The sequence below is a fragment of the Pseudomonas sp. B21-012 genome (assembly GCF_024749305.1).
GTDB lineage: Bacteria > Pseudomonadota > Gammaproteobacteria > Pseudomonadales > Pseudomonadaceae > Aquipseudomonas.
Genome location: NZ_CP087197.1, coordinates 2,459,810 through 2,482,074, shown reverse-complemented (window position 1 = coordinate 2,482,074; position 22,265 = coordinate 2,459,810). Strand labels below are relative to the sequence as shown.

The 22,265-nt window shown below is 65.7% G+C and carries 27 protein-coding genes; 18 read left to right on the top strand and 9 right to left on the bottom strand.

Annotation, left to right across the window (positions count from 1 at the left end; translation table 11 throughout):
• Positions 1 to 9: 9 nt before the first annotated feature.
• Entirely contained in the window at positions 10 to 282 is a 273-nt protein-coding gene (locus LOY37_RS11530; protein WP_258610448.1) for a DUF1652 domain-containing protein, read from the bottom strand.
• A 293-nt stretch (positions 283 to 575) separates the two neighbouring features.
• On the opposite strand from LOY37_RS11530, the gene LOY37_RS11525 reads away from it, so the two are divergent.
• The 3 genes from LOY37_RS11525 (at position 576) to LOY37_RS11515 (ending at position 1,693) form a co-directional block, all read left to right on the top strand.
• Positions 576 to 755: a general stress protein gene (locus LOY37_RS11525; RefSeq protein WP_082075430.1), complete on the top strand. Its 180-nt coding sequence runs from the start codon at positions 576 to 578 to the stop codon at positions 753 to 755.
• 49 nt (positions 756 to 804) lie between these two features.
• The gene (locus tag LOY37_RS11520) at positions 805 to 1,365 is read left to right on the top strand and encodes an ATP-dependent Clp protease proteolytic subunit (RefSeq protein ID WP_045196795.1); all 561 of its coding nucleotides are present in this window, start codon (positions 805 to 807) and stop codon (positions 1,363 to 1,365) included.
• Positions 1,366 to 1,465: 100 nt separating this feature from the next.
• Complete coding sequence (locus LOY37_RS11515; RefSeq protein ID WP_093383833.1) at positions 1,466 to 1,693, top strand: DUF6555 family protein; 228 nt, start codon at positions 1,466 to 1,468, stop codon at positions 1,691 to 1,693.
• A 1-nt stretch (position 1,694) separates the two neighbouring features.
• On the opposite strand, the gene LOY37_RS11510 is transcribed toward LOY37_RS11515, so the two are convergent.
• The 3 genes from LOY37_RS11510 to LOY37_RS11500 form a co-directional block, all read right to left on the bottom strand.
• A complete protein-coding gene (locus LOY37_RS11510) occupies positions 1,695 to 2,612 on the bottom strand; it encodes a DNA-3-methyladenine glycosylase (RefSeq protein ID WP_258716923.1) in 918 nt (305 codons plus the stop codon).
• Positions 2,613 to 2,719: 107 nt separating this feature from the next.
• On the bottom strand, positions 2,720 to 3,346 hold the full coding sequence (gene ycaC, locus LOY37_RS11505) for an isochorismate family cysteine hydrolase YcaC (protein ID WP_093383839.1): 627 nt from the start codon (positions 3,344 to 3,346) through the stop codon (positions 2,720 to 2,722).
• Between the two features lie 122 nt (positions 3,347 to 3,468).
• A complete protein-coding gene (locus tag LOY37_RS11500) occupies positions 3,469 to 4,359 on the bottom strand; it encodes a pirin family protein (protein ID WP_045196785.1) in 891 nt (296 codons plus the stop codon).
• Between the two features lie 96 nt (positions 4,360 to 4,455).
• Between LOY37_RS11500 and LOY37_RS11495 the strand changes: the two genes are divergently transcribed.
• On the top strand, positions 4,456 to 5,364 hold the full coding sequence (locus LOY37_RS11495) for a LysR family transcriptional regulator (protein WP_258717188.1): 909 nt from the start codon (positions 4,456 to 4,458) through the stop codon (positions 5,362 to 5,364).
• A 13-nt stretch (positions 5,365 to 5,377) separates the two neighbouring features.
• Here the strand turns inward: LOY37_RS11495 and LOY37_RS11490 are convergent, their stop codons facing one another.
• The 4 genes from LOY37_RS11490 to LOY37_RS11475 form a co-directional block, all read right to left on the bottom strand.
• Positions 5,378 to 6,253: an alpha/beta fold hydrolase gene (locus LOY37_RS11490; protein WP_258716922.1), complete on the bottom strand. Its 876-nt coding sequence runs from the start codon at positions 6,251 to 6,253 to the stop codon at positions 5,378 to 5,380.
• A 17-nt stretch (positions 6,254 to 6,270) separates the two neighbouring features.
• Positions 6,271 to 6,900: a LysE family translocator gene (locus LOY37_RS11485; protein WP_176794269.1), complete on the bottom strand. Its 630-nt coding sequence runs from the start codon at positions 6,898 to 6,900 to the stop codon at positions 6,271 to 6,273.
• Positions 6,901 to 6,979: 79 nt separating this feature from the next.
• Positions 6,980 to 7,588, bottom strand: a complete 609-nt coding sequence (locus LOY37_RS11480; protein WP_213601567.1) for a 2-hydroxychromene-2-carboxylate isomerase — start codon at positions 7,586 to 7,588, stop codon at positions 6,980 to 6,982.
• 47 nt (positions 7,589 to 7,635) lie between these two features.
• Entirely contained in the window at positions 7,636 to 8,367 is a 732-nt protein-coding gene (locus LOY37_RS11475) for an SDR family oxidoreductase (RefSeq protein ID WP_045196777.1), read from the bottom strand.
• Between the two features lie 91 nt (positions 8,368 to 8,458).
• Here LOY37_RS11475 and LOY37_RS11470 point away from each other — a divergent pair, with 91 nt between their 5' ends.
• The gene (locus tag LOY37_RS11470) at positions 8,459 to 9,013 is read left to right on the top strand and encodes a TetR/AcrR family transcriptional regulator (protein WP_258716921.1); all 555 of its coding nucleotides are present in this window, start codon (positions 8,459 to 8,461) and stop codon (positions 9,011 to 9,013) included.
• The gene (locus LOY37_RS11465; RefSeq protein WP_258610441.1) at positions 9,000 to 9,596 is read left to right on the top strand and encodes a DUF4157 domain-containing protein; all 597 of its coding nucleotides are present in this window, start codon (positions 9,000 to 9,002) and stop codon (positions 9,594 to 9,596) included. Before LOY37_RS11470 ends, LOY37_RS11465 begins: the two co-directional genes overlap by 14 nt.
• Here LOY37_RS11465 and LOY37_RS11460 read toward each other — a convergent pair whose 3' ends face one another.
• On the bottom strand, positions 9,597 to 10,193 hold the full coding sequence (locus tag LOY37_RS11460; RefSeq protein WP_045196771.1) for a TetR/AcrR family transcriptional regulator: 597 nt from the start codon (positions 10,191 to 10,193) through the stop codon (positions 9,597 to 9,599).
• 110 nt (positions 10,194 to 10,303) lie between these two features.
• Between LOY37_RS11460 and LOY37_RS11455 the strand changes: the two genes are divergently transcribed.
• The 12 genes from LOY37_RS11455 to LOY37_RS11400 all read left to right on the top strand — a co-directional run bounded on the left by LOY37_RS11455 (position 10,304) and on the right by LOY37_RS11400 (position 22,262).
• Positions 10,304 to 11,359, top strand: coding sequence for a sugar phosphate isomerase/epimerase (locus LOY37_RS11455; RefSeq protein WP_258716920.1), 1,056 nt, complete (start codon positions 10,304 to 10,306; stop codon positions 11,357 to 11,359).
• Positions 11,360 to 11,388: 29 nt separating this feature from the next.
• On the top strand, positions 11,389 to 12,255 hold the full coding sequence (locus tag LOY37_RS11450) for an alpha/beta fold hydrolase (protein ID WP_045196767.1): 867 nt from the start codon (positions 11,389 to 11,391) through the stop codon (positions 12,253 to 12,255).
• 91 nt (positions 12,256 to 12,346) lie between these two features.
• Complete coding sequence (locus LOY37_RS11445) at positions 12,347 to 13,393, top strand: class I SAM-dependent methyltransferase (protein WP_258716919.1); 1,047 nt, start codon at positions 12,347 to 12,349, stop codon at positions 13,391 to 13,393.
• Positions 13,394 to 13,635: 242 nt separating this feature from the next.
• Positions 13,636 to 14,307, top strand: a complete 672-nt coding sequence (locus tag LOY37_RS11440) for a GntR family transcriptional regulator (RefSeq protein WP_045196763.1) — start codon at positions 13,636 to 13,638, stop codon at positions 14,305 to 14,307.
• A gap of 122 nt (positions 14,308 to 14,429) precedes the next feature.
• On the top strand, positions 14,430 to 15,362 hold the full coding sequence (locus tag LOY37_RS11435) for a 4-hydroxyproline epimerase (RefSeq protein ID WP_258716918.1): 933 nt from the start codon (positions 14,430 to 14,432) through the stop codon (positions 15,360 to 15,362).
• Positions 15,359 to 16,474, top strand: a complete 1,116-nt coding sequence (locus tag LOY37_RS11430; RefSeq protein ID WP_093383877.1) for an FAD-binding oxidoreductase — start codon at positions 15,359 to 15,361, stop codon at positions 16,472 to 16,474. The genes LOY37_RS11435 and LOY37_RS11430 overlap by 4 nt, the downstream gene beginning before the upstream one ends.
• Positions 16,467 to 16,703, top strand: coding sequence for a (2Fe-2S)-binding protein (locus LOY37_RS11425; RefSeq protein WP_258716917.1), 237 nt, complete (start codon positions 16,467 to 16,469; stop codon positions 16,701 to 16,703). Before LOY37_RS11430 ends, LOY37_RS11425 begins: the two co-directional genes overlap by 8 nt.
• On the top strand, positions 16,700 to 17,950 hold the full coding sequence (locus tag LOY37_RS11420; RefSeq protein ID WP_258716916.1) for an FAD/NAD(P)-binding oxidoreductase: 1,251 nt from the start codon (positions 16,700 to 16,702) through the stop codon (positions 17,948 to 17,950). The genes LOY37_RS11425 and LOY37_RS11420 overlap by 4 nt, the downstream gene beginning before the upstream one ends.
• 56 nt (positions 17,951 to 18,006) lie before the next feature.
• Positions 18,007 to 18,756, top strand: coding sequence for an AraC family transcriptional regulator (locus LOY37_RS11415; RefSeq protein WP_093383887.1), 750 nt, complete (start codon positions 18,007 to 18,009; stop codon positions 18,754 to 18,756).
• 231 nt (positions 18,757 to 18,987) lie between these two features.
• The gene (locus tag LOY37_RS11410; protein ID WP_045196753.1) at positions 18,988 to 19,806 is read left to right on the top strand and encodes a transporter substrate-binding domain-containing protein; all 819 of its coding nucleotides are present in this window, start codon (positions 18,988 to 18,990) and stop codon (positions 19,804 to 19,806) included.
• A gap of 10 nt (positions 19,807 to 19,816) precedes the next feature.
• Positions 19,817 to 21,598 (top strand): aconitase family protein, encoded by a 1,782-nt coding sequence (locus LOY37_RS11405; RefSeq protein ID WP_258716915.1) that lies wholly within the window; start codon positions 19,817 to 19,819, stop codon positions 21,596 to 21,598.
• On the top strand, positions 21,591 to 22,262 hold the full coding sequence (locus tag LOY37_RS11400) for an amino acid ABC transporter permease (RefSeq protein ID WP_258716914.1): 672 nt from the start codon (positions 21,591 to 21,593) through the stop codon (positions 22,260 to 22,262). The genes LOY37_RS11405 and LOY37_RS11400 overlap by 8 nt, the downstream gene beginning before the upstream one ends.
• Positions 22,263 to 22,265: the final 3 nt, after the last annotated feature.

Sequence of the window (22,265 nt, the reverse complement as noted above, 5' to 3'; positions counted from 1 at the left end):
CGGCGTGGTTCAGGCAAGCGCCTGGGGCTTGAACGGAATCTGGCTACGCCCCAGGCGCTGCTCTTCGCGCACTTGGGCCACCAGGGCGGCAAGTTCGTGGCAGGTAGTCAGGCTATGCACCTTGATGCCGGTGACGGTCAGGCAGTCGCCCAGGCTATCGCCCTGCCCCAGCTGGATGGTCAGGTGCTCGCCATCGGAGCACGACACCACACTGTGTTCAGGCAGCAATGCCTGTTCGATCATATGGCACAACTCAAGCGTGGAAACTCCAATCAGTGACATGCTGCGATCCTCGTGTCGGAGGGCCCGACTACTCAGTTACTACCCCGTCGGCCCTTAATGCCAATTGAAATCGCTGATGCCGCGCCGTTTCCCCCATGCAGGGCAGCAATGATCTTTCGGAAGAGCCACCCGTGGGTCGCCAAGTTCAAAGCATTCGCGGCTATCGCGGATGAACGGCGGCCCCGGACCGTTCGTCCCGCAGCGGCGAAATATTTCAAACTTTGCCTGCGCCGACCGCCTCCCAACCTGTGTAAGGCAAACGCCTTGCGAACATTCACAAGAGGAAGAGAATCATGGCTAGCAAAGACACTTCGAATCCCGGGAATTTCGCGAACGACCGGCAAAAAGCGTCTGAAGCCGGGAAAAAGGGTGGCCAGGCTTCCGGTGGCAATCAAAAGCCAAGTGACCAGAGCCGCAAGCCCGACATGGGCAAAGACCAGACCCGCAAACCAAGTGGTGGCGGCCGTAGCTAAAGGACGAAAGGCCGGCGCACGCCACGTGCGTCGGTCCCGAGGCACTGCCATGAGCCAACAGGTGATCCACTTTCATTGCCAGATCGATCAGGACACCACCGAGCGTTTTCGCGACCGCTGCCTGCAGGCCGTCGACGATGGCGCCACCTCCTTGCTGCTGTTTTTGTCGACCACCGGTGGCAGCACCAACTTCGGTTTCTCGCTGTACAGCTTTCTCAAGTCCTTGCCGGTGCCGTTGTGCGCAGTCAACGCCGGCAACATCGAATCGATGGGCATCATCATGTACCTGGCCGCTGGCGAGCGTGTCGCCGCGCCGCATTCGCGTTTTCTCATCCACCCCATGACCTGGCACTTCAGCCAGAGCGCGGTGGACCATTCGCGCCTGCGCGAATACCTGTCGAGCCTGAACAACGACCTGGAGCGCTACGTGCGCATTTTCGAGCTGGAGACTGCCCAGGCCGAGCGCAAACTGGACATCTTCCATTGCCTGTCGACCGAAGAAAAGGTCATCCCCGCCTACGATTCGCTGGCCTGCGGCATCGCCCATCGCCTGGAGCAGGTGGTGTTCGAAAAGGATGCCCGGCACCTGACCATCAGCGGCGCCCACTGACAGGCTGAAATCCGATGGAATTTTTCTACCGGCGCAGCACTCACTAGAGGCATTGAAGGGATTTTCTTGGTCACTGCTCTGTAAGGATCATTCCAGACCCATGAACAACGCAAAACTGTTCGTCATCGACTACCAGCTTCACGGCGATCACAAGTCCTTCATCATCCGCGCCGAGACGATGGACAACGCTGAAGCCTGGCACTGGGCAAGTTGCGACGCCGGTATCGGTCGCATAGGCCGGTACGGTCGCGAAAAAGTCAAAAAAGTCAGCAAGCCACTGGCCGAACGCTACGGCATTACCGATGTGACCTGGCGCCAGTCCAGCTGAGTCAGCTCAACGACGCCCACAGGTGCTGGGCGGCATAGGCGCGCCACGGGCTCCAGGCCGGTGCGCGCTGGGCCAGTTGCGCCTCGGGGCCTTCAAGCAGGCGCAGGGCCTTGACCAGCGCCACGTCGCCCAGCGGCAAGGCATCGGCCGCGCCCATCTGGCGCAAGGCCAGGTAGTGGGCGCTCCACGGGCCGATGCCGCGCAGCCGGCACAGGCGCTGGACCCAGGCCTTAAGGTCCGGGTCAGGGCGCAGCAGTTGCGGGTCTAGCAGCAGCGCCCGGGCCAGGGTCGAGAGGGTCGCGGCCCGCGAGCGCGGCACGCCCAGGACACTGAGGTCGACGTCAGCAACAGCCTCTGCGCGGGGGAACACATGGGTCAGGCCGGGTACACGCTGAAGCTGCGCGGCCAGCGGCTCGCCGTACCCCGCCACCAGGCGCCCGGCCAGGGTAATCGCCCCGGCGACGCTGATCTGCTGGCCCAGCACTGTACGCATGGCCTGCTCGAACCCATCCCAGCCCCGAGGCACGCGCAGGCCCGGGCGCAGTTCGATCAATTGCGCCATCAACGGGTCGCGGCGCAGCAGTGCTTCGATCTTCAGCGGCTCGGCATCCAGGTCGAATACTCGCCGGACCCTGGCCAGCAACCCCGGCAACGCACCGGCAGAGCTAGCGATCACAGTGACTTTCAGCCGGTGCCCACGCGCCTTCGCGACCTGGACGATGCCCTGGCCACGAGCGAGATCAAAACTGCGGGTATAGACCCCCGCTACGACCGTCTCTACCCCGCTAATCGCCCGCGCAGCAAGAAACCCCAGCAGCGACGGCCAGTGCAAGGGTGGCTGGTAAGCCAGCCAGAAACTGATGGCGCTGGCGGGCCGAATGCTGCGGCGATGGCCTGCCAGGCTGGAGGTAGAATTCATGCGCCGATCATCACCTGGGCAACGGCAACGACGCCAGGGATTTCGACGACTGTCAGACGACGTCGGCCGGGCCACGCCAGCGCCCGGCCGTCGATCATTGAACGGCGTTACTTGCCGTTGGTGAGGGTGTTGTAGCTGGTCATCAGGTTGCGGTAGTCGGGGATGTGGTTGGCGAACAAGGTGCCCAGGCCTTCGATATCGTTGCGCCAGTCGCGGTGCAGCTCGCAGGCCAGGCCGAACCAGGTCATCAGCTGGGCGCCGGCTTGCGACATGCGGTTCCAGGCCGAGTCGCGGGTCAGCTCGTTGAAGGTGCCCGAAGCATCGGTAACCACGAACACCTCAAAACCTTCTTCCAGGGCCGACAGCGCCGGGAAAGCCACGCACACCTCGGTCACCACACCGGCAATGATCAGCTGCTTCTTGCCGGTGGCCTTGACCGCCTTGACGAAGTCTTCGTTGTCCCAGGCGTTGATCTGCCCCGGGCGGGCAATGTACGGCGCCTCGGGGAACTGCGCCTTGAGCTCGGGCACCAGCGGGCCGTTGGGGCCGGTTTCGAAGCTGGTGGTGAGGATGGTTGGCAGCTTGAAGTACTTGGCCAGGTCGCCGACCGCCAGCACGTTGTTCTTGAAACGGTCCGGGTCGATGTCTCGCACCAGCGACAGCAGGCCGGTCTGGTGGTCGACCAGCAGGACGGCAGCGTTGTTCTTGTCCAGGCGGACGTAGGGCTTGGTCATGGTCTTACTCCTTGCGTTGAGACGCCGGTGCCAGGCACCGGACATGAGGGATCAGCGTTGCGAATCGAGCAGTTCGTTGTCGCGGGCGTTTTTAGCCCTGGGCGACCTTTGGGTTTAAGAGACTAGTTGTGGTGGCGCGGACCAGCCTGCCCGCTCATCTGGCCGAAGCGCCCGGCGCGAAAATCGTCAAAGGCCTCGGCGATTTCGGCATCGCTGTTCATCACGAACGGGCCGTAGCCAACGATCGGCTCATCCAGCGGCTCGCCACTGAGCAGCAACACCGACACATCGCTTTGCGCTTCAAGCAGCAGCTCGTCACCGGCGCGGTCAAACAGCACCAGTTGCGCGGCGCCAACCTGGCGCTCGCCGTTGACCAGCAACTGGCCGCGCAACACCACCAGCGCGGTGCTGCGCCCGGCGGCACTGGGCAGGCGCACGGGCGCGCCGGCCTTGAGCTGCAGGTCCCAGACATCCATGGCCGAGAAAGTCTGCGCCGGGCCCTGGTGGCCGCGAAACGCACCGGCAATCACCCGCAAGGTGCCGGCGCCGTTGCCCAGTGGCACCAGCGGGATGTCGCTGCTGAGCAGGGTCTGGTAACCGGCCGGCGCCGATTTGTCCCTGGCTGGCAGGTTGACCCACAGCTGGACCATTTCCAGGGTGCCGCCCTTGGCAGCGAACGCCGGCGAATGGAACTCTTCATGGAGAATGCCGCCGGCGGCGGTCATCCACTGCACATCGCCCGGGCCGATCAGGCCGCCGGCGCCAGTGGAGTCGCGGTGCTCCAGTTCGCCCTGGTAGACGATGGTCACGGTTTCGAAACCGCGATGGGGATGCTGGCCGACGCCGCGACGCGCCGTGGTCGGGGTGAAGTCGTGGGGGCCGGCATAGTCCAGCAGCAGGAACGGGCTGATGTGCTGGGCCAGGTTGTCGTAGGTAAACAGGCTACGGACCGGGAAGCCATCACCTACCCAGTGGGGGTTCGGGCTGCTGTAGACGCCTTGGATCTTTTTCATCAGATGCCTCCTCTCGTGCATGGCTATAACCATACGAGCGCAACGACATCGGCGGTAGATCGGTTAAACTGCCTTCAGCGTTCCATTTGGAGAACACTGGTGGAAGACCTCAACGACCTTTACTACTTTGCCCAGGTAGTCGATCACGGCGGCTTTGCCCCGGCCGGCCGCGCCCTGGACATGCCCAAGTCCAAGCTCAGCCGGCGCATTGCCGGGCTGGAAGAACGCCTGGGGGTGCGCCTGATCCAGCGCTCGACCCGGCATTTTTCGGTGACTGAAATCGGCCAGGCTTACTACCGCCACTGTGTGGCCATGCTGGTGGAGGCCGAAGGCGCCGCCGAGCTGATCGAGCGCAACCGCGCCGAGCCCCAGGGCATCGTGCGCCTGAGTTGCCCGACGGCGTTGCTGGATTTCTGGGTGGGGGCCATGCTCACCCGCTTCATGGTCCAGTGCCCGCTGGTGCAGCTGCATATCGAAAGCACCAACCGCCAGGTCGACCTGATCCAGGAAGGCATCGACATTGCCCTGCGCGTGCGCGTTCCGCCTTTGGAAAGCAGCGACCTGGTGATGAAGGTACTGGCGCGCAGCACCCAGTACCTGGTGGCGGCGCCCGCCTTGCTCGAACGCCTGCCCCCGCGCCCGGTGCCCGCCGACCTGAGCGCCCTGCCGAGCCTGCACTGGGGCTACCCGCAACGCGATTACCACTGGCACCTGCTCGGTCCCGACGGCGTCCGCGCCAGCCTGCGGCACAGCCCGCGACTGGTCACCGATGACCTGGTGGTACTGCGCCAGGCGGCGGTGGCGGGTGTCGGCGTGGTGCACTTGCCGCTGGTGGTGATCCGCGAAGAACTCGACGCCGGCCGCCTGGTGCAAGCCACGCCGAACTGGGCACCGGAGTGCGGCGTGGTGCACGCGGTGTTCGCCTCGCGGCGCGGCTTGCTGCCGTCGGTGCGCAGCCTGCTGGACTTTCTCGCGGCGGAGTTCGAGGCCAGTGATATCGCCTGAACCTGCGGCTTGATTACTGTTCCAGCAAAAACGCCGCGACCCGCTCGCTGCACGCCGCCGGATCTTCCTGCATGAAACAGTGCCCACCCGCCACCTGGCTGGCGCTGACCTGAGGATTGCCCAAGGCCCAGCGCTGCACCGACTGCGGCACGAAGGGATAGGTGGTTTGGCCATACAGCACCAGGCTCGGGGTGCTCACCTGGGCCAGCGACGCCCACATGCGCCGGGGGAAAGAGCTGAAGATTTCCACTTCACGGCTAGGGCGGCACTTGAGCACCACACCTTCGCCGCAATCGCCAATGGCGTGTTCGATATAGGACTGCAACGCCGGCTCGCTCCAGCCCTTGAAGATCCCCCGCCCTTCCAGCGATGCCCGCGCCGCCGTGCGGTCAGGCCAGTGGCTGCGACGGGTGGCAGCCTTGCGCGCCAGAGCATGGCGACGGTGCAGGCCGACCAGCGCCGCGGCACCCATGATGCCCATCATCGCTTGGGTGAACAGCACCGGGTCAAGCAACACCGCACGCTGGAACAACTGCGGCTGCTGCGCCAGCATCAGGCCGCTGAGCACCCCGCCAAAACTGTGGCCGACGGCAAAGCGCGGCACTTCGCCGTATTCGCCACGGCCGGCTTCAAAAGCCTCGATGGCAAGCTCGGCCGTGCGGTTCCAGCCGGCGAACGGGCCGCCATGGTCGCTGTCGCCATGGCCCTGGACATCGCACAGCCACAGGTCGAACTGCTCGGCCAGGCGCGCCAGCAACGGCTGGTAGGCCAGGCAACAAAAGCCGTTGCCGTGCAAGAAATGCAGCAGCGGCTTGCCACTGGCTGGGGAGCGCCAGCCGCGCAGGGTGAAGCCAGCACTTGTGTCATGGGACCAGGGAATCAACTGCATGTGCCAGCGCACTCACGTCAGGAAAAACCCGATTCTACAAACAGCAGGGGGTACAGGGATATCACCAGCAGCGCCGCCATCAGCAGATTGAACAACATCAGCCAGCGCGGGTTCTGCAACACCGTGCGCAAGGCGCTGCCGAACATCACCCAGACGCAGACACTGGGCAGGTTGACCAGGGCGAACACCGCGGCAATGACGATGACGTTGGTGACGTAGCCCTGGGCCGGGGTGTAGGTGGTGATCGCGCCCACGGCCATCACCCAGGCTTTCGGGTTGACCCACTGAAAGGCTGCCGCGCCCCAGAAGCCCAGGGGCTTGCGGCTCGACGAGTCGCTGACCGACAGCGGCCCGGAGGTAGCGATCTTGTAGGCCAGGTACAACAGGTAGGCGGCGCCCACGTAGCGCAGCACGGTGTAGATCGGCGGGTAGGCTTTGAACACCTCGCCCAGGCCAAAACCCACCGCCAATACCATGACCATGAAGCCGACACTGATGCCCAGCGCGTGAGGAATCGAACGGCGCACGCCGAAGTTCACCCCGGAGGCCAGCAACATGGTGTTGTTGGGCCCCGGGGTGATCGAGGAGACAAAGGCGAACAGCACGAAGGCAGTGATCAGGTCCAGTGAGCCGAGCATGGCAGGCATCCAGTATTTTTATTGGGCTGCCCTGACACTAACGGAGTCCTGATCCGCCTCGACCATACAGTTAGTGAAAATAATGCCGCTACACTTGACTGTCCTGCTCGGCCAGCGCTTCGACGACGAACTCCAGGCGGTCCTGGCCGAAGAACATCTGCTCGCCGACAAAGCAGCTTGGCGCACCGAACACGCCACGGCGCACCGCTTCCTCGGTAGCGTCCTTGAGTGCGGCCTTGACCTCGGGCTCGGCGCTCCAGGCCTGGTATTGCTCGGGGTCGAAGCCGGCCTCCTGCAGCACTGCCGCCAGCACCTGCGGGTCGGCAAGATTGCGCTGGCGCACCCACAGGGCCGTGAACATCGCGTTCAGGTAGGCCTCGAAACGCTCTGGCTGGTAGCGCTGCACGGCCACCGTGCCGCGCATCAGGCCCAGGGTGTTGATCGGGAAGCCCGGCGGCAAGGCCAGGGTCACGCCGTAGCGTTTGGCGTAGCGCTGAAAGTCAACGAACACATGCCGGGCCTTGGCTGGCACCATCGCCGGCGAGGCGTTGCCGGTGGCCTGGAATACCCCGCCCAGCAACATCGGCCGGTACACCAGTTGCGCATCGTGCTCGGCGCAGAGTTTCGGCAACTGGGTCCAGGCCAGGTAGCTGGCCGGGCTGCCCAGGTCAAAGAAGAATTCTACGGTTTTGCTCATCTGCAGCAGGTCCTTTTTTTGTTGTTGCGCAGGCTGTTGTCAAAGGCTTACCAGCGCTCCATCCACGGCCGCAGGTCAAGCTCGAAGGTCCAGGCGTCGCGCGGCTGGCTGTGCAGAAACCAGTAGCTGTCGGCGATATGTTGCGGGTCGAGAATGCCGTCCTGGTCCTTGAGTGCATAGCGCTCGGGGAAGCTGTCGCGGATGAACGCGGTATCGATGGCACCGTCCACCACCACATGGGCGACATGAATATTGCGCGGCCCAAGTTCGCGGGCCATGCTCTGGGCCAGGGCGCGAATGCCGTGCTTGGCGCCGGCAAACGCGGCAAACCCGGCAGCGCCGCGCAAGCCTGCAGTGGCACCGGTAAACAGGATAGTCCCACGCTCGCGGGTCACCATGCGCCGCGCCACCGCCTGGCCGCTGAGAAAGCCTGCGAAACAGGCCATTTCCCAGATCTTGAAGTACTTGCGCGCGGTCTCTTCGAGAATGCTGCAGGGCACGTTGGCGCCGATGTTGAAGACAAAGGCTTCGATCGGACCGACGCTGCTTTCGATCTCTTCGACCAGCGCCGCCACCTCTTCTTCCTTGCGCGCATCCGAGGCAAAACCGTAGGCCTCGCCACCGGCGGCGCGGATCTCGTCCACCAGCGGCTGCAGCTTGTCGGCGCTGCGCCGGGTCACGCAGGCGACATAACCCTCGCGGGCAAAACGCCGGGCAATCGCGCCGCCGGTTGCATCACCAGCCCCTACCACCAGTACCACCTTCTTGCCTTGGGTCATGTCTCGCCTCCATTGGTGAACGATCATTTAGTAAACGAACGCTATGCTATGATTCAGGCTTCGTCAAGCCAGCCCTGTGGAGCCTACCGGCGTGCGTTATTCCACCACTCACAAAGAACAAACCCGGCAGAAACTGCTGCAAAGCAGCGGCGCCCTGGCCAAGCGCGGCGGCTTTGCCGCCACTGGCGTGGCCGGGCTGATGAAGGCCATCGGCCTGACCGGCGGCGCCTTCTACAACCACTTCCCGTCCAAGGACGAGCTGTTCACCGAGGTGGTGCGCCGCGAGCTGTCGCACAGCCCCATCGCCCAGCAGCCGATGAACCGCGCGCGGCTCGAGCGCTGCCTGGAGCAGTACCTGAGCATGGCCCACCTGCACAATGTCGAAGGCGGCTGCGCGATCCCGACCCTGGGCGCGGAGATCGCCCGCGCCGAGCAACCGGTGCGCGCTGAAGCCGAACACTGGCTGTGCCAACTGCAGCACGCCTGGGCACAGACCCTCGAAGACCCGGCGCTGGCCTGGGCGCTGATCAGCCAGTGCGTGGGCGCGCTGGTGCTTGCGCGCATGCTCGCCAACGAGTCGATACAGGAGGAAGTGCTCAAGGCCTCTCGCGACTTTATTGCCGGGGCCCTGCATGAAGCGCCTTGAGTCGTTGCTGCTCAGCCTTGCCCTGAACGCCCCGCTCACCGCCCTCGCCGCCTGCCCGGCCGGCCAGTACGAAATCTGCCTGGGCAGTTGCATCTGCTCGCCCATCGACCCCGGCCAGGCCGGCACCGTGCTCGACGACCTCGGCCGGGTGGCCAGCAGTTCCCTGGCCCTGGCCTTGCAGCAGGCGCGCAACACCGCTGCGGCCGGCACGCTGCTGCCGATCCCCCTGCACATCCGCGCCCAGCTCGAATCCTATTATGACTTCCAGGTGCTCGACGCGGCGCGCTACAAGGTCGGCGACCAACAAGCCCTGGACAGCGCCAACGCCCTGCTGCAGAACCCCGACGTCAACGCCGTGACCCTGATCGACATCATCGTTTTTCGCAACCAGGCCGACGCCGAAAACAACGTCGCCCTCTGGGCCCACGAACTGCACCACGTGCAGCAGTACCAGCAATGGGGCGTGGAAGAGTTCGCCCGGCGCTACTCGCGCGACTTCGACGCCGTCGAAGCGCCGGCCTACGAGATCCAGGCAAAGGTCAGCAAGGCCCTGCGCGAGCGGGCCTCGGGCCAGGCGCGCTGATCAGGCCAGGGCGGCGTGCAAAGCGCACAACGCCGGTTTGATCATCGCCTGCAGGCGAGCCGTGGCAATGCCGTCGCGGGCCTGGATGGCAATACCGTGCAGCAAGGTGGCAAACAGGTCGCCCAGCGCCTGCGGGTCGGCCTCGGCCTTGAGCTCGCCACGGCCATGGGCCTGCTGCAGCAGGTCGATGATCGACTGGGTACGCTGGCGACGCAACTCGCTCATCCAGTCCAGTACGCCGCTGATATCCGGGCCGCCGCTGGCGGTCGATGACACCGCCAGGCATCCGCGCGGGCCGTCCGCTGCGGTGTAGGTGGCAATGGCCTCGAGGAGGATCTGCTCCACGGCCTGGCCCACCGCCAGCTCACGGTTGATGACCCGCTCGGCAAAGCCGCCCTGCTCGGCCAGGTACAGCGCCACCACCTCGCGAAACAGCTGCTCCTTGCTGCCGAAGGCGGCGTAGATGCGTGCCGAGGCAATGCCCAGGGCACTGACCAGCAAGGCCATTGACGTGCCTTCGTAACCGTATTGCCAGAAGGTCGCCAGGGCCTTGTGCAGGGCCTGGTCGCGATCGAATTCCCGGGGACGTCCGGCCATGGGTTGTGTGTCCATCAAATCAGATGGGGCGGATTCTACCCTGCAAGACAGTTGACGCAAGCGCGTTGTCGCCCTATTGTTTGTCGATCGACAAACAATAGGAAGTCATCATGCGTACCCTCAAAGGTCCTAGCCTGCACCTGGCCCAGTTCAGTGCCGAACAAGCCCCTTTCAACAGCCTGCCCGAGATCGCCCGCTGGGCTGCCGGCCATGGTTTCAAGGCCTTGCAGGTGCCGGCCTGGGACCGGCGTCTGTTCGACCTGGAACTGGCCGCACACAGCCAGACTTACTGTGATGAGCTGCGCGGCATGCTTGCCGAACACGGCCTTGAGGTCAGCGAACTGAGCACCCATCTGCTCGGCCAGTTGGTAGCGGTTCACCCGGCCTACGACGCCCTGTGCGACAACTTCGCCCCGCCCGCGCTGCACGGCAAACCCCAGGCGCGCACCGCCTGGGCGCTGGAACAACTGCAGCTGGCAATCAAGGCCTCGCAACGCCTGGGCCTGACCGACATGGGGACTTTCTCAGGCTCACTGGCCTGGCCTTACCTGTTCCCGTTTCCGCAGCGCCCGGCGGGCCTGATCGAGACGGCCTTCGAAGAGCTGGCGCAGCGCTGGCGGCCCATCCTCGATGCCTGCGAAGACCACGGCATCAACCTCTGCTATGAGATTCACCCCAGCGAAGACCTGCACGACGGCAGCAGCTTCGAGCGCTTCCTCGACCTGGTGGATAACCACCCGCGCTGCAACCTGCTGTTCGACCCCAGCCACTTCGTCCTGCAGCAACTGAACTACCTCGACTACCTGGACATTTACCACACGCGCATCCGCATGTTTCACGTCAAGGATGCCGAGTTCAACCCAACCGGTCGCCAGGGCATCTACGGCGGTTACTGCGACTGGACCGAGCGCGCCGGGCGCTTCCGATCCCTGGGCGACGGCCAGGTCGATTTCAAGGCGATCTTCTCCAAGCTTGCGCAATACGACTTCCCCGGCTGGGCCACCCTGGAATGGGAATGCTGCCTCAAGGACCAGGAAGACGGCGCCCGCGAAGGCGCGGCGTTCATCCGTGAGCACATCATCCAGGTCACCACTCGCACCTTCGACGACTTCGCCGGCGCGCCGGTCGACCCGCAACAGATCCGGACCCTGCTGGGCCTGGCTTGAATCCCCCTCTTTCACCTGGAGTGCAACCGATGTCCATCACCCCCGAAGCCGACTTTGAACACCGCTACCTGATCCTCGAACCCGGCCGCCGCCTGCATTGCGTGCAACTGGGCAGCGGCCAGCCGGTGCTGCTGATCCCCGGCTGGCCGCAGACCTGGTACGCCTGGCGGCATGTCATGCGCGCCCTGGCTCGCCAGGGTTACCAGGCGATTGCCGTCGACCTGCCGGGCACCGGGCTGTCCGACCCGGCCAGCGAAGGCCATGACACCGGCACCATCGCCGCCCTGCTGCACCGCGCCATGGGCCAGCTCGGCCATCAGCGCTACCGGCTGGCCGGGCATGATGTGGGCATGTGGGTCGGCTACGCGCTGGCCAGCGATTACCCCGAGGCGGTCAGCCAGCTGGTGCTCAGCGAAGCGGTGATCCCGGGCCTGGCCGAAGCGCCGCCGATCTTTGTCAGCGCCGAGCAGAACATCTTTATCTGGCACTTTCTCTTCAACCAGTTGCAGGATCTGCCCGAAGCCCTGATCACCGGCCGCGAGGACCGCTACCTGACCTTTATGTACGAGCGTTGGGCGCACCATGTCGACCGCGTGGCCGTCGACACTTACATCAGGGCCTACAGCAAGCCCGGCGGCTTGAGCGGCGGCCTGGCCTACTACCGTTCGATCAGCCAGACCATCGCCCAGAACCGCCAGCGCGCCGGCAAACGCCTGGGCATGCCAGTGCTGGCCATCGGCGCCGAGCATGCTACCGGCGAGGTGCCGTTGCAGACCTTGCAGGCCCATGCCGACAACCTGCGCGGCAGCGTCATCGCCGACTGTGGGCACTTTGTCATGGAAGAGGCGGACGAAGCGTTCAGCGCCCAACTGCTGGCGTTCTTCGAAGCGAACTAGACTTAAAGGTTGCCCCCGCAACACATTGGCCCGAGGTTGCCGGCCCGCCGGCAGCCCCGTTGACGTTGGACTTCTTGCAGGAGAACACGCAATGGACGAAGCCAGACTCAATGACTTCATGGGCAAGCTGGTCACCGACATGGGTGCCGCGGCCATGCTTGCCAACCTGATCCTCGGCGATGAACTCGGTTTGTACCGGGCCATGGCCGACAGCCAATTCATCTCCCCCGAACAACTGGCCGACAAGACCGGCTGCAATGCCCGCCTGCTGCGCGAATGGCTGAGCGCCCAGGCCGCGTCCGGCTATATGGAGCACAGCGACGGACACTTTCGCCTGCCCGAAGAACAGGCCATGGCCCTGGCCATCGAAGACTCGCCGGTGTATGTCGCCGGCGGCGCCTCGGTGATCGCCGCGCTGTTCCACGACAAGGACAAACTGGTCGCCGCCATGCGCGGCGATGGCGCCCTGGCCTGGGGTGATCACCATCCGTGCATGTTCAGCGGCACCGAACGTTTCTTCCGCCCCGGCTACCGCGCCCACCTGGTGGCCGAATGGCTGCCGAGCCTGAGCGGGGTGGTCGACAAACTGCAGGCCGGGGCCAAGGTCGCCGATATCGGCTGCGGCCACGGCGCCTCGACGGTGATCATGGCCCAGGCCTTCCCGGCCTCGCGCTTCAGCGGCTTTGACTACCACGGCCCATCGATCGCTATCGCCAGCCAACGCGCCGCCGAAGGCGGTGTGGCCGAGCGCACGCAGTTCGTCCAGGCCAGCGCCAAGAACTTCCCCGGCACCGATTACGACCTGATCTGCTATTTCGACTGCCTGCACGACATGGGCGACCCGGTCGGCGCCGCCCGGCATGCCTATGAGTCGCTCAAAGCCGATGGCACGGTGCTGCTGGTCGAGCCCTATGCCAACGACACCCTGGATGAAAACAGCACCCCGGTCGGGCGCTTGTTCTATGCCGCTTCGACCTTTATCTGCACGCCGAACTCGTTGTCGCAGGAAGTTGGCCTGGGGCTCGGCGCCCAGGCGGGCGAGGCGCGGCTGCGCGCGGTGTTCGAGGAAGCCGGGTTCAAGCACTTTCGCCGAGCGACCGAGACGCCGTTCAATTTGATCCTTGAGGCGCGCAAGTAAGCGCTGATACCTGGTCAGGCCAGCCTCCACCCAACCTGGGGGGCTGGCCTCATCGCCGGCAAGGTCGCGCTGGATTACCTGCGCCTGAAACACAACGACAGCAGCAACCTGCGCGACATCGCCGCGCCCATTGCCCTCAAAGAGCCCCGCATAGACCGCTGAGCATGCCAGCGGGCAGGTCTGGCGCCATGCATGAAGAGTTTCGTATACCATATCCATAAATAACTTCGGACGACGCCACCGTGACCGTACCCCGCCTCAACGCCCCGGACCTGGGCAACACGCCCTCGACTTCGGAAATCATCACCCGTCACCTGCGCGATGCGATCATTGCCGGGCACTTCGCCGAAGACGAACCAATCCGCCAGGACGATATCGCCCGCCAGTTCAACGTCAGCAAGATTCCGGTGCGTGAAGCGCTCAAGCGCCTGGAAGCCGAAGGCCTGGTGATGTTCCAGCGCAATCGCGGGGCGATGGTTACGCGCATGTCCGAACCAGAGCTGGCGCAGATGTTCGAAGTGCGCATGCTGCTCGAAGACAAGGCCCTGCGCCTGGCCATCCCGAACATGACCGAGGAAACCTTCGCCCGCGCCGAGCGCATCTGCCAGGAGTTCGTCGGCGAGAACGACGTCGGCCGCTGGGCCGAACTCAACTGGGAACTGCACGCCTGCCTGTATGAACCGGCGCAGCGGCCGTTCCTGGTCAACATGATCCGCTCGGTGAACGACAAGCTGGAGCGCTACCTGCGCATGCAGATGAGCCTCTCGGCAGGCAAGGAGCGCGCCGACCACGAACACCGCGACATCCTCGACGCCTGCCGGGCCAAGGATGTCGAGCTGGCAGTGAGGCTGCTCGACGAACACATCGCCGGCGTCTGCAAGACCCTGTTCGAGCACCTGCCGCCGAGCAAGTGACAGAAACCTGTGGGTTGCGCCACTGTGCCGATTTCGTCATCGGCGCGACATAAAGGCATCAAGCCTGCGCGCCGCATGACACGCCACTCTGTCCTTCACTTCCCTGAACGGACGCGGCCTCCATGAAACGCATTACCGTGATCGATTCCCACACCGGCGGCGAACCGACCCGCCTGGTCATCGACGGCTTCCCCGACCTTGGCAACGCCAGCATGGCCCAGCGCCGCCAACGCCTTGCCGAGGCACACGATCAATGGCGCACTGCCTGCATGCTGGAGCCGCGCGGCAGCGATGTGCTGGTCGGCGCGCTGCTGTGCGAGCCGGTGGACCCCAGCGCCTGCGCCGGGGTGATCTTCTTCAACAACACCGGCTACCTGGGCATGTGCGGCCACGGCACCATCGGCCTGGTGGTGTCGCTGGCGCACCTGGGCAGGATCGGCCCGGGCGTGCACCGCATCGAAACCCCGGTCGGCACCGTGCAGGCGACCCTGCACGAGGACCGCTCGGTCAGCGTGCGCAACGTGCCGGCCTACCGCTACCGCAAGGACCTGGCGCTGGAGGTGCCCGGCATCGGCAAGGTAGTGGGCGATGTGGCCTGGGGCGGTAACTGGTTCTTTTTGATCGCCGACCACGGCCTGGAGGTCGCCGGTGACAACATCGAGGCGCTGACGGCCTATACCTACGCCGTGCAACAGGCCCTGGAAGAGCAAGGCATTCGCGGTGAAGACGGCGGCCTGATTGACCATATCGAGCTGTTCGCCGACGACCCCGACGCCGACAGCCGCAACTTCGTGCTGTGCCCCGGCATAGCCTACGACCGCTCGCCCTGCGGCACCGGCACCAGCGCCAAGCTCGCCTGCCTGGCTGCCGACGGCAAACTGCAACCCGGGCAGACCTGGCGCCAGGCCAGCGTGATCGGCAGCACCTTCGAGGGCTCGTTCGAGGCCGACGGCCAACGCATCATCCCGACCATTCGCGGCCGCGCGCACATTAGCGCCGAAGCCACGCTGATCATCGAGGAGGACGACCCGTTCGCCTGGGGCATTCGCCCGTGAGCCGGGGTGCCGTGGCCGATGTCATCGTCATCGGCGCCGGAATCATCGGCGCCGCCTGCGCGCAGGCGCTGGCCGCGCGCGGGCTGCAAGTACTGGTACTCGATGCCGGGCTGCACGGCGCCACGGCCGCCGGCATGGGCCATTTGCTGGTGCTCGACGACAATCCCGCGGAGCTTGCGCTCAGCCAGTATTCGCTACAACGCTGGCGCGAACTGGCCCCGCAACTCCCCGAGGCCTGCGCCTATCGCAGCAACGGCACCCTGTGGCTGGCGGCCAACACCGAAGAAATGGCCGTGGCCGAACACAAATTCAACCTCCTGCAAGCACAGGGGGTGGCCTGCGAATTGGTCGCCGGGCACGCCCTGCGCCAGCGCGAACCGGCGCTGCGCGAGGGGCTCGAAGGCGGTCTGCTGATCAACGGCGACGGTATTCTCTATGCCCCGGCCACTGCCGGCTGGATGCTGCAAACAGCAGGGATCGAACAGCGTCGGGCGCGGGTCAGCGCAGTAGAGGGCAACCGTGTGCGCCTCGACAGCGGCCAGTGGCTGAGCGCCGAGGCCGTGGTGCTGGCTAACGGCATCCAGGCCACGCAGCTGTGCCCGGAGCTGCCGATCGAGCCGAAGAAAGGCCACCTGCTGATCACCGATCGCTACCCCGGCACCGTCACCCATACCCTGGTGGAGCTGGGCTACGTGACCAGCGCCCACAACGCCAGCGGGCCGTCGACTGCCTGCAATATCCAGCCACGGCCGACCGGCCAGCTGTTCATCGGCGCCTCGCGCCAGTTCGGCACCACTGACCCGGCCGTGGAAGGCTGGATGCTGGCGCGCATGCTCAAGCGCGCAACCGAGTACATGCCGGACCTGGCAAATCTGAACGGCATCCGCGCCTGGACCGGCTTTCGCGCCGCCAGCCCCGACGGCCTGCCGCTGGTGGGCCGCCATCCGCAGCAGGATGGCCTGTGGCTGGCGGTCGGTCATGAAGGGCTGGGCGTGACCACGGCGCCGGCGACCGCCGACCTCTTGAGCGCGCAGCTGTTTGACCAAACGCCGCCGCTGGCGGCCAGCCCTTACCTGCCAGATCGCTTTCTCGGAGCCCTCGCCCATGCCTGACCTGACCCTCGATGGCCGCCCGCTACGCGTGGCCGACGGCACCAGCGTTGCTGCTGCTCTGGCCCTGGGCGGCGATGGCTGCTCGCGCACTTCGGTCAGCGGCCAGCGCCGCGCCCCGCTGTGCGGCATGGGCATTTGCCAGGAGTGCCGGGTGACCATCGACGGCCGCCGGCGCCTGGCCTGCCAGGCCCTGTGCCGTGACGGCATGCAGGTGGAGACCCGCGCATGAACGAACACACCAACTTGCTGATCATTGGCGCCGGCCCCGCCGGGCTGGCTGCGGCACTGGCCGCCGCGCCGCGGGCCGCGCGCATCGTGCTGCTCGACGACAACCCGCTGCCGGGCGGGCAGATCTGGCGCGACGGGCCGCAGGCCAAGCTGCCCAAGCAGGCGCGCCGGCTGCGCGAGCAGGTGCTGGCCTGCGCCAATGTGCACTGGCACAGCGGCACGCGGGTGATCGCCAACGCCGGCCCCAACAGCCTGCTGGTGGAGAACACCGAACGCGGCTGGCAAATCCACTACGAGCGCTTGATCCTCTGTACCGGCGCCCGTGAACTGCTGCTGCCCTTCCCTGGCTGGACGCTGCCTGGGGTGACCGGTGCCGGTGGCTTGCAGGCGCTGATCAAGGGCGGGATGCCGGTACGCGACGAGCGTATCGTCATCGCCGGCAGCGGCCCCTTGCTGCTGGCCAGCGCCGCCACCGCCAAGGCCAATGGCGCGCGGGTACTGCGCATCGCCGAGCAGGCCTCGCTTGCGGCCGTCAGCGGCTTTGCCGCACAGTTGCCGCGCTGGCCGCACAAGCTGCTGCAATCGTTTAGCCTGTTCGACCGCCAGTACCGTAGCGCCAGCCATGTGCTGGCCGCGCTGGGCACCGACCGGCTCGAAGGCGTGCGCCTGCAGCAGCACGGCCAGGTGGTTGAAATTGCCTGCGATCGGCTGGCTTGCGGCTTCGGCCTGATCCCCAACATCCAGTTGGGCCAGGCCCTGGGCTGCGCCGTGGAGCAACAGGCGCTTGCCGTCGATGCCTGGCAGGCGACTTCGCAACCCGGCGTTTACGCGGCAGGCGAATGCACAGGTTTCGGTGGCAGCGAGCGCGCTCTGGTTGAAGGCGCTATTGCCGGTCTTAGCGCCACCGGCAATCGCCAGGCGGCGCAGCGGCTGTGGCGCCGCCGGGCGCGCTGGCACGCCTTTGCCCGCGCATTGAACACGGCCTTCGCCCTCGACCCCGCACTGAAGTCGCTGGCAACCGCCGACACCCTGGTGTGCCGCTGCGAAGACGTGCCCTATGCCGCCCTCGCCGGGCACAGCGACTGGCGCCAGGCCAAGCTGGCCAGCCGTTGCGGCATGGGCGCCTGCCAGGGCCGGGTGTGCGGTGCGGCCACCGCCCACCTGTTCGGCTGGCAGCCCTCGGCACCGCGCCCGCCATTCAGCCCGGCGCGCATCGACACCCTGCTGCACCTTGAGAGCGACACTTGAGGTAAACACCGGGGGCGCTCTATGATCCCGACGGTCGCCCCCGGAACGTCAGCGCCATGCACGCCACGCTCAACCACTTCGCGCCCTGCGACCTGCCGACCCTGCTCAGCAGCCTGCAGCCGATTGCACCGCTGCTCGACACCCTCAACGACGTGGTGTTCTTCATCAAGGATTGCGAGGCGCGCTACGCCTTCGTCAACCAGACCCTGGCCCGGCGCTGCGGGCGCAAGCACCGCGAAGACTTGCTTGGGCTTACCGCCGAGCATGTGTTCCCCGCCCGCTTCGGCCCGCTCTACACCGAGCAGGACCGCCGCGTGCTCAGCAGTGGCCGGGAACTGGCCGACCAGCTTGAGCTGCACCTTTACTTCGGCAACCAGCCGATCTGGTGCCTGACCCACAAACGGCCACTCAAGGACGCCGAGGGCACTATCGTCGGCCTCGCCGGCATTTCCCGCGACCTGCAACTGCCCCAGTCCAACCACCCGGCGTTCCACAAGCTCGCTGCCGTCGATGCACATATCCGCGCCCACTTCACCCGCCCCATCAGCCTTGCAGAGCTGACCGCCATCGCCGGGCTGTCGGTGGCGCAGCTGGAGCGCCACTGCAAGCGCATCTTCCAGCTCACGCCGCGACAGATGATTCACAAGGCGCGCCTCGAAGAAGCCTCGCGCCTGCTGCAGGAGCTCGACCTGCCGATCACCGAGATCGCCCTGCGCTGCGGTTACACCGATCACAGCGCCTTCAGCCGCCAGTTCCGCGCCCTCACCGGGCTCTCACCGAGCCAGTACCGCGACAGCCAGCGCTAAGTGTTCCTTTATCGGGCGCTGCGCACAGGCAGTGCTCCGATATGTAACACCTGCCCCGCTCCCCTGCTGCAGCACCCCAACTGCCCTTGTTTGCTTCGAGCGCCCTAGCCCACGGGCCGAAAGATTATTCCTACATCGGCGACAAAACAGGCACGGCCATTGCACTATAAAATATCGTATACGAAATTACCAATACGATATTTAACAGCACGCTCCCAACCCGAGGCCTCTATGAAAAACCGCACATTTGCCGTAGCCCTCAGCGCTGTTCTCAGTACCACCTTTATCGCCAACGCCCAGGCTGACAAGCTCGATGACATCATCGGCTCCGGCAAGCTGCGCTGCGCCGTGACCCTGGACTTCCCACCGATGGGTTTTCGCGATGAGGGCAATAAGCCCGCCGGCTTCGACGTCGACTACTGCAGCGACCTGGCCAAGGTGCTCGGGGTTGAGCCGGAAGTGGTCGAAACGCCCTTTCCCGACCGCATTCCGGCGCTGGTTTCGGGCCGTGCCGACGTGATCGTCGCGTCCACCTCCGACACCCTCGAACGGGCCAAGACCGTCGGCCTGACCGTGCCCTACTTTGCCTTCCAGATGGTCGTGCTGACCCGCGACAACACCGGCATCAACAGCTTCGACGACCTCAAGGGCAAGGCGCTGGGCAACACCAGCGGCACCTATGAAGCCATTGCCCTGGAAAAAGACGTAAAGAGTTGGGGCAGCGGCACCTTCCGGGCCTACCAGTCGCAGAACGATACCCTGCTGGCGGTCGCCCAGGGGCACATCGACGCCACCGTGGTCACCAACACCGTCGCCGCCGCCACCCTCAAGTCCGGCAAGTACAAGAACCTCAAGGTCGCCGGCAATGCCCCTTACGTGATCGATTACGTGTCGCTGGGCGCCAAGCGCAACGAGTATGGCCTGCTGCGCTACCTCGACCTGTTCGTCAACCAGCAGGTGCGCACCGGGCGCTACAAGGAGCTGTTCACCAAGTGGGTCGGCACCGAAATCGCCCCGACCGACCTGACCGTGCCACAGGTCTACTACTGAGGTGGGCAGCATGACCAGCACACCGATCCCCCAGGCCGGGCGCAGCCTGGTCGCGGGCGCGGCCCAGGGCCCCTTGCTGTTCGCCGATACCGGGTTGAGCTTCTGGGGCGGGGTCGACGCCGCCAGCGGCGAAGTCATCGACCGTCATCATCCACTGAGTGGCCAGTGCATCGCCGGGCGTGTGCTGGCGATCCCCAGCGGGCGCGGCTCGTGCACCGGCAGCAGCGTGATGATGGAACTGATCAGCAACGGCCACGCACCGGCGGCACTGGTGCTGGCCGAGGCCGACGAGATCCTGACCCTCGGCGTGCTGGTCGCGCAGACCCTGTTCCAGCGCTCCCTGCCGGTGCTGTGCATCGGCAAGCAGGCCTTCGCCAGTTTGCCCGGTGCAGGCTGGGCAAGGGTCGAAGGCGATTGCCTGAGCCTGTATCCCCAGGCCCCGGCCGATCACTGGCAGGCCGCGCCGTATGACCACAGCGCCGAGTCTTTCAACACCCGCCTGAAGCTGCAAGCCGAGGACCAGGCGCTGCTCGACGGCACGCACGGCAAGGCGGCGCAAATGGCCATGCAGATCGTTTTGCGCATGGCCGAGCTGCAAGGCGCCGAGCAGTTGCTGGACGTCACCCAGGCGCACATCGACGGCTGCATCTACACCGGCCCCGCCAGCCTCGGCTTTGCCGAACAGCTGGTGCGCTGGGGCGCAAAGGTGCGGGTGCCGACCACCCTCAATGCCATCTCGGTCGATCAGCGCCGCTGGCGCGAGCTGGGCATCGACCCGGCGCTGGGCGAGCCGGCCAGCGCCCTGGGCGATGCTTACATGGCCATGGGTGCGCAGATGAGCTTCACCTGCGCGCCGTACCTGCTCGACAGCGCGCCGAGCCAGGGCGAACAGATCGTCTGGGCCGAATCCAACGCCGTGGTCTACGCCAACAGCGTGCTCGGCGCGCGCACCCTCAAGTACCCCGACTACCTGGATATCTGCATCGCCCTGACCGGCCGCGCGCCGCGCATCGGCTGTCACCTGGACAGCCAGCGCAAGGCGCAGTTGTTGGTGCAGGTGCCGGCGCTGGCGGCACTGGACGACAGCTTCTACCCGCTGCTCGGCTACCATATCGGCGCCCTGGCCGGTTCGCGGATACCGCTGGTTTACGGGCTGTTACAGGCGCAGCCGAGCCTGGACGACCTCAAGGCCTTCGGCGCCGCCTTTGCCACCACCTCGGCGGCGCCGCTGTTTCATATCGCCGGGGTCACCCCCGAAGCGCTGGAGCCGGCGCAGGTCCTCGAACCGGGCGCCAGCCTGCCCACCGAGCGCATCCAACTGGCGGACCTGCTGCACAGCTGGCGCGCGCTCAACAGTGCCCGCGAGCCGCAGGTGGATGTGGTGTCGCTGGGCAACCCGCATTTTTCCTTCAGCGAGTTCGCCGCGCTTGCACAGCTGTGCCAGGGCCGGCACAAACACCCGGAGGTGGTCGTGGCCATCACCTGCGGTCGCACGGTGCTCGAACAGGCCCGCGCCGCCGGGCACATCGCCGAGCTTGAGCGCTTCGGCGTGACCCTGGTGACCGACACCTGCTGGTGCATGCTGGGTGAGCCGGTGATCCCGCCAACGGCGCGTACGCTGATGACCAACTCGGGCAAATATGCCCACTACGGGCCGGGCCTGGCCGGCCGCCCGGTGCATTTCGCCAGCCTCGCCGAGTGCGTCGCGTCGGCCTGCAGCGGCCAGGCCAGCGCTCGCTTGCCGGCCTGGTTGCAAGCGGCCCAGAGCCAGGAGGGCCGCGCGCATGTTTGACTTTGACTACACCTTCCAGTGGCGCTCGGCGTTGCGCGCGCTGCCCGACATGCTCGCCGGCGCCTGGGTGACCTTCGAGACCGCAGCCCTGTCGATGATCTTCGGGGTGCTGATCGCCCTGGCCCTGACCGTCATGCGCGAAGGCAAGCAACCGCTGCTGCGCGGTTTTGCCAACGGCTGGGTGTCGATTGCGCGCAACACGCCGTCGCTGTTCCAGATTTACATCCTGTACTTCGGCCTCGGCTCGCTGGGCCTGCACGTCAGCTCGTGGATCGCCCTGCTGGCGGGCATCACCTTCAACAACGCGGGGTACCTGGCGGAGAACTTTCGCGGCGGCCTCAAGGCCGTGCCGACTACGCAAGTGCGTGCGGCGCGTTCGCTGGGCATGAGCGCTTTCCAGACCTACCGGATGATCGTCATCCCGCAGCTGCTGCGGGTGGTGTTCTACCCGCTGACCAACCAGATGGTCTGGGCGGTGCTGATGACCTCGCTGGGGTTGATCGTCGGCCTGAACAACGACCTCACCGGCGTGACCCAGGACTACAACGTCAAGACCTTCCGCACCTTCGAATACTTCGCCCTGGCGGCGGCGCTGTACTACCTGATTGCCAAGGCGATCGTCGCGCTGGCCCGGCTGATGGCCTGGCGGCTGTTCCGTTACTGAGGA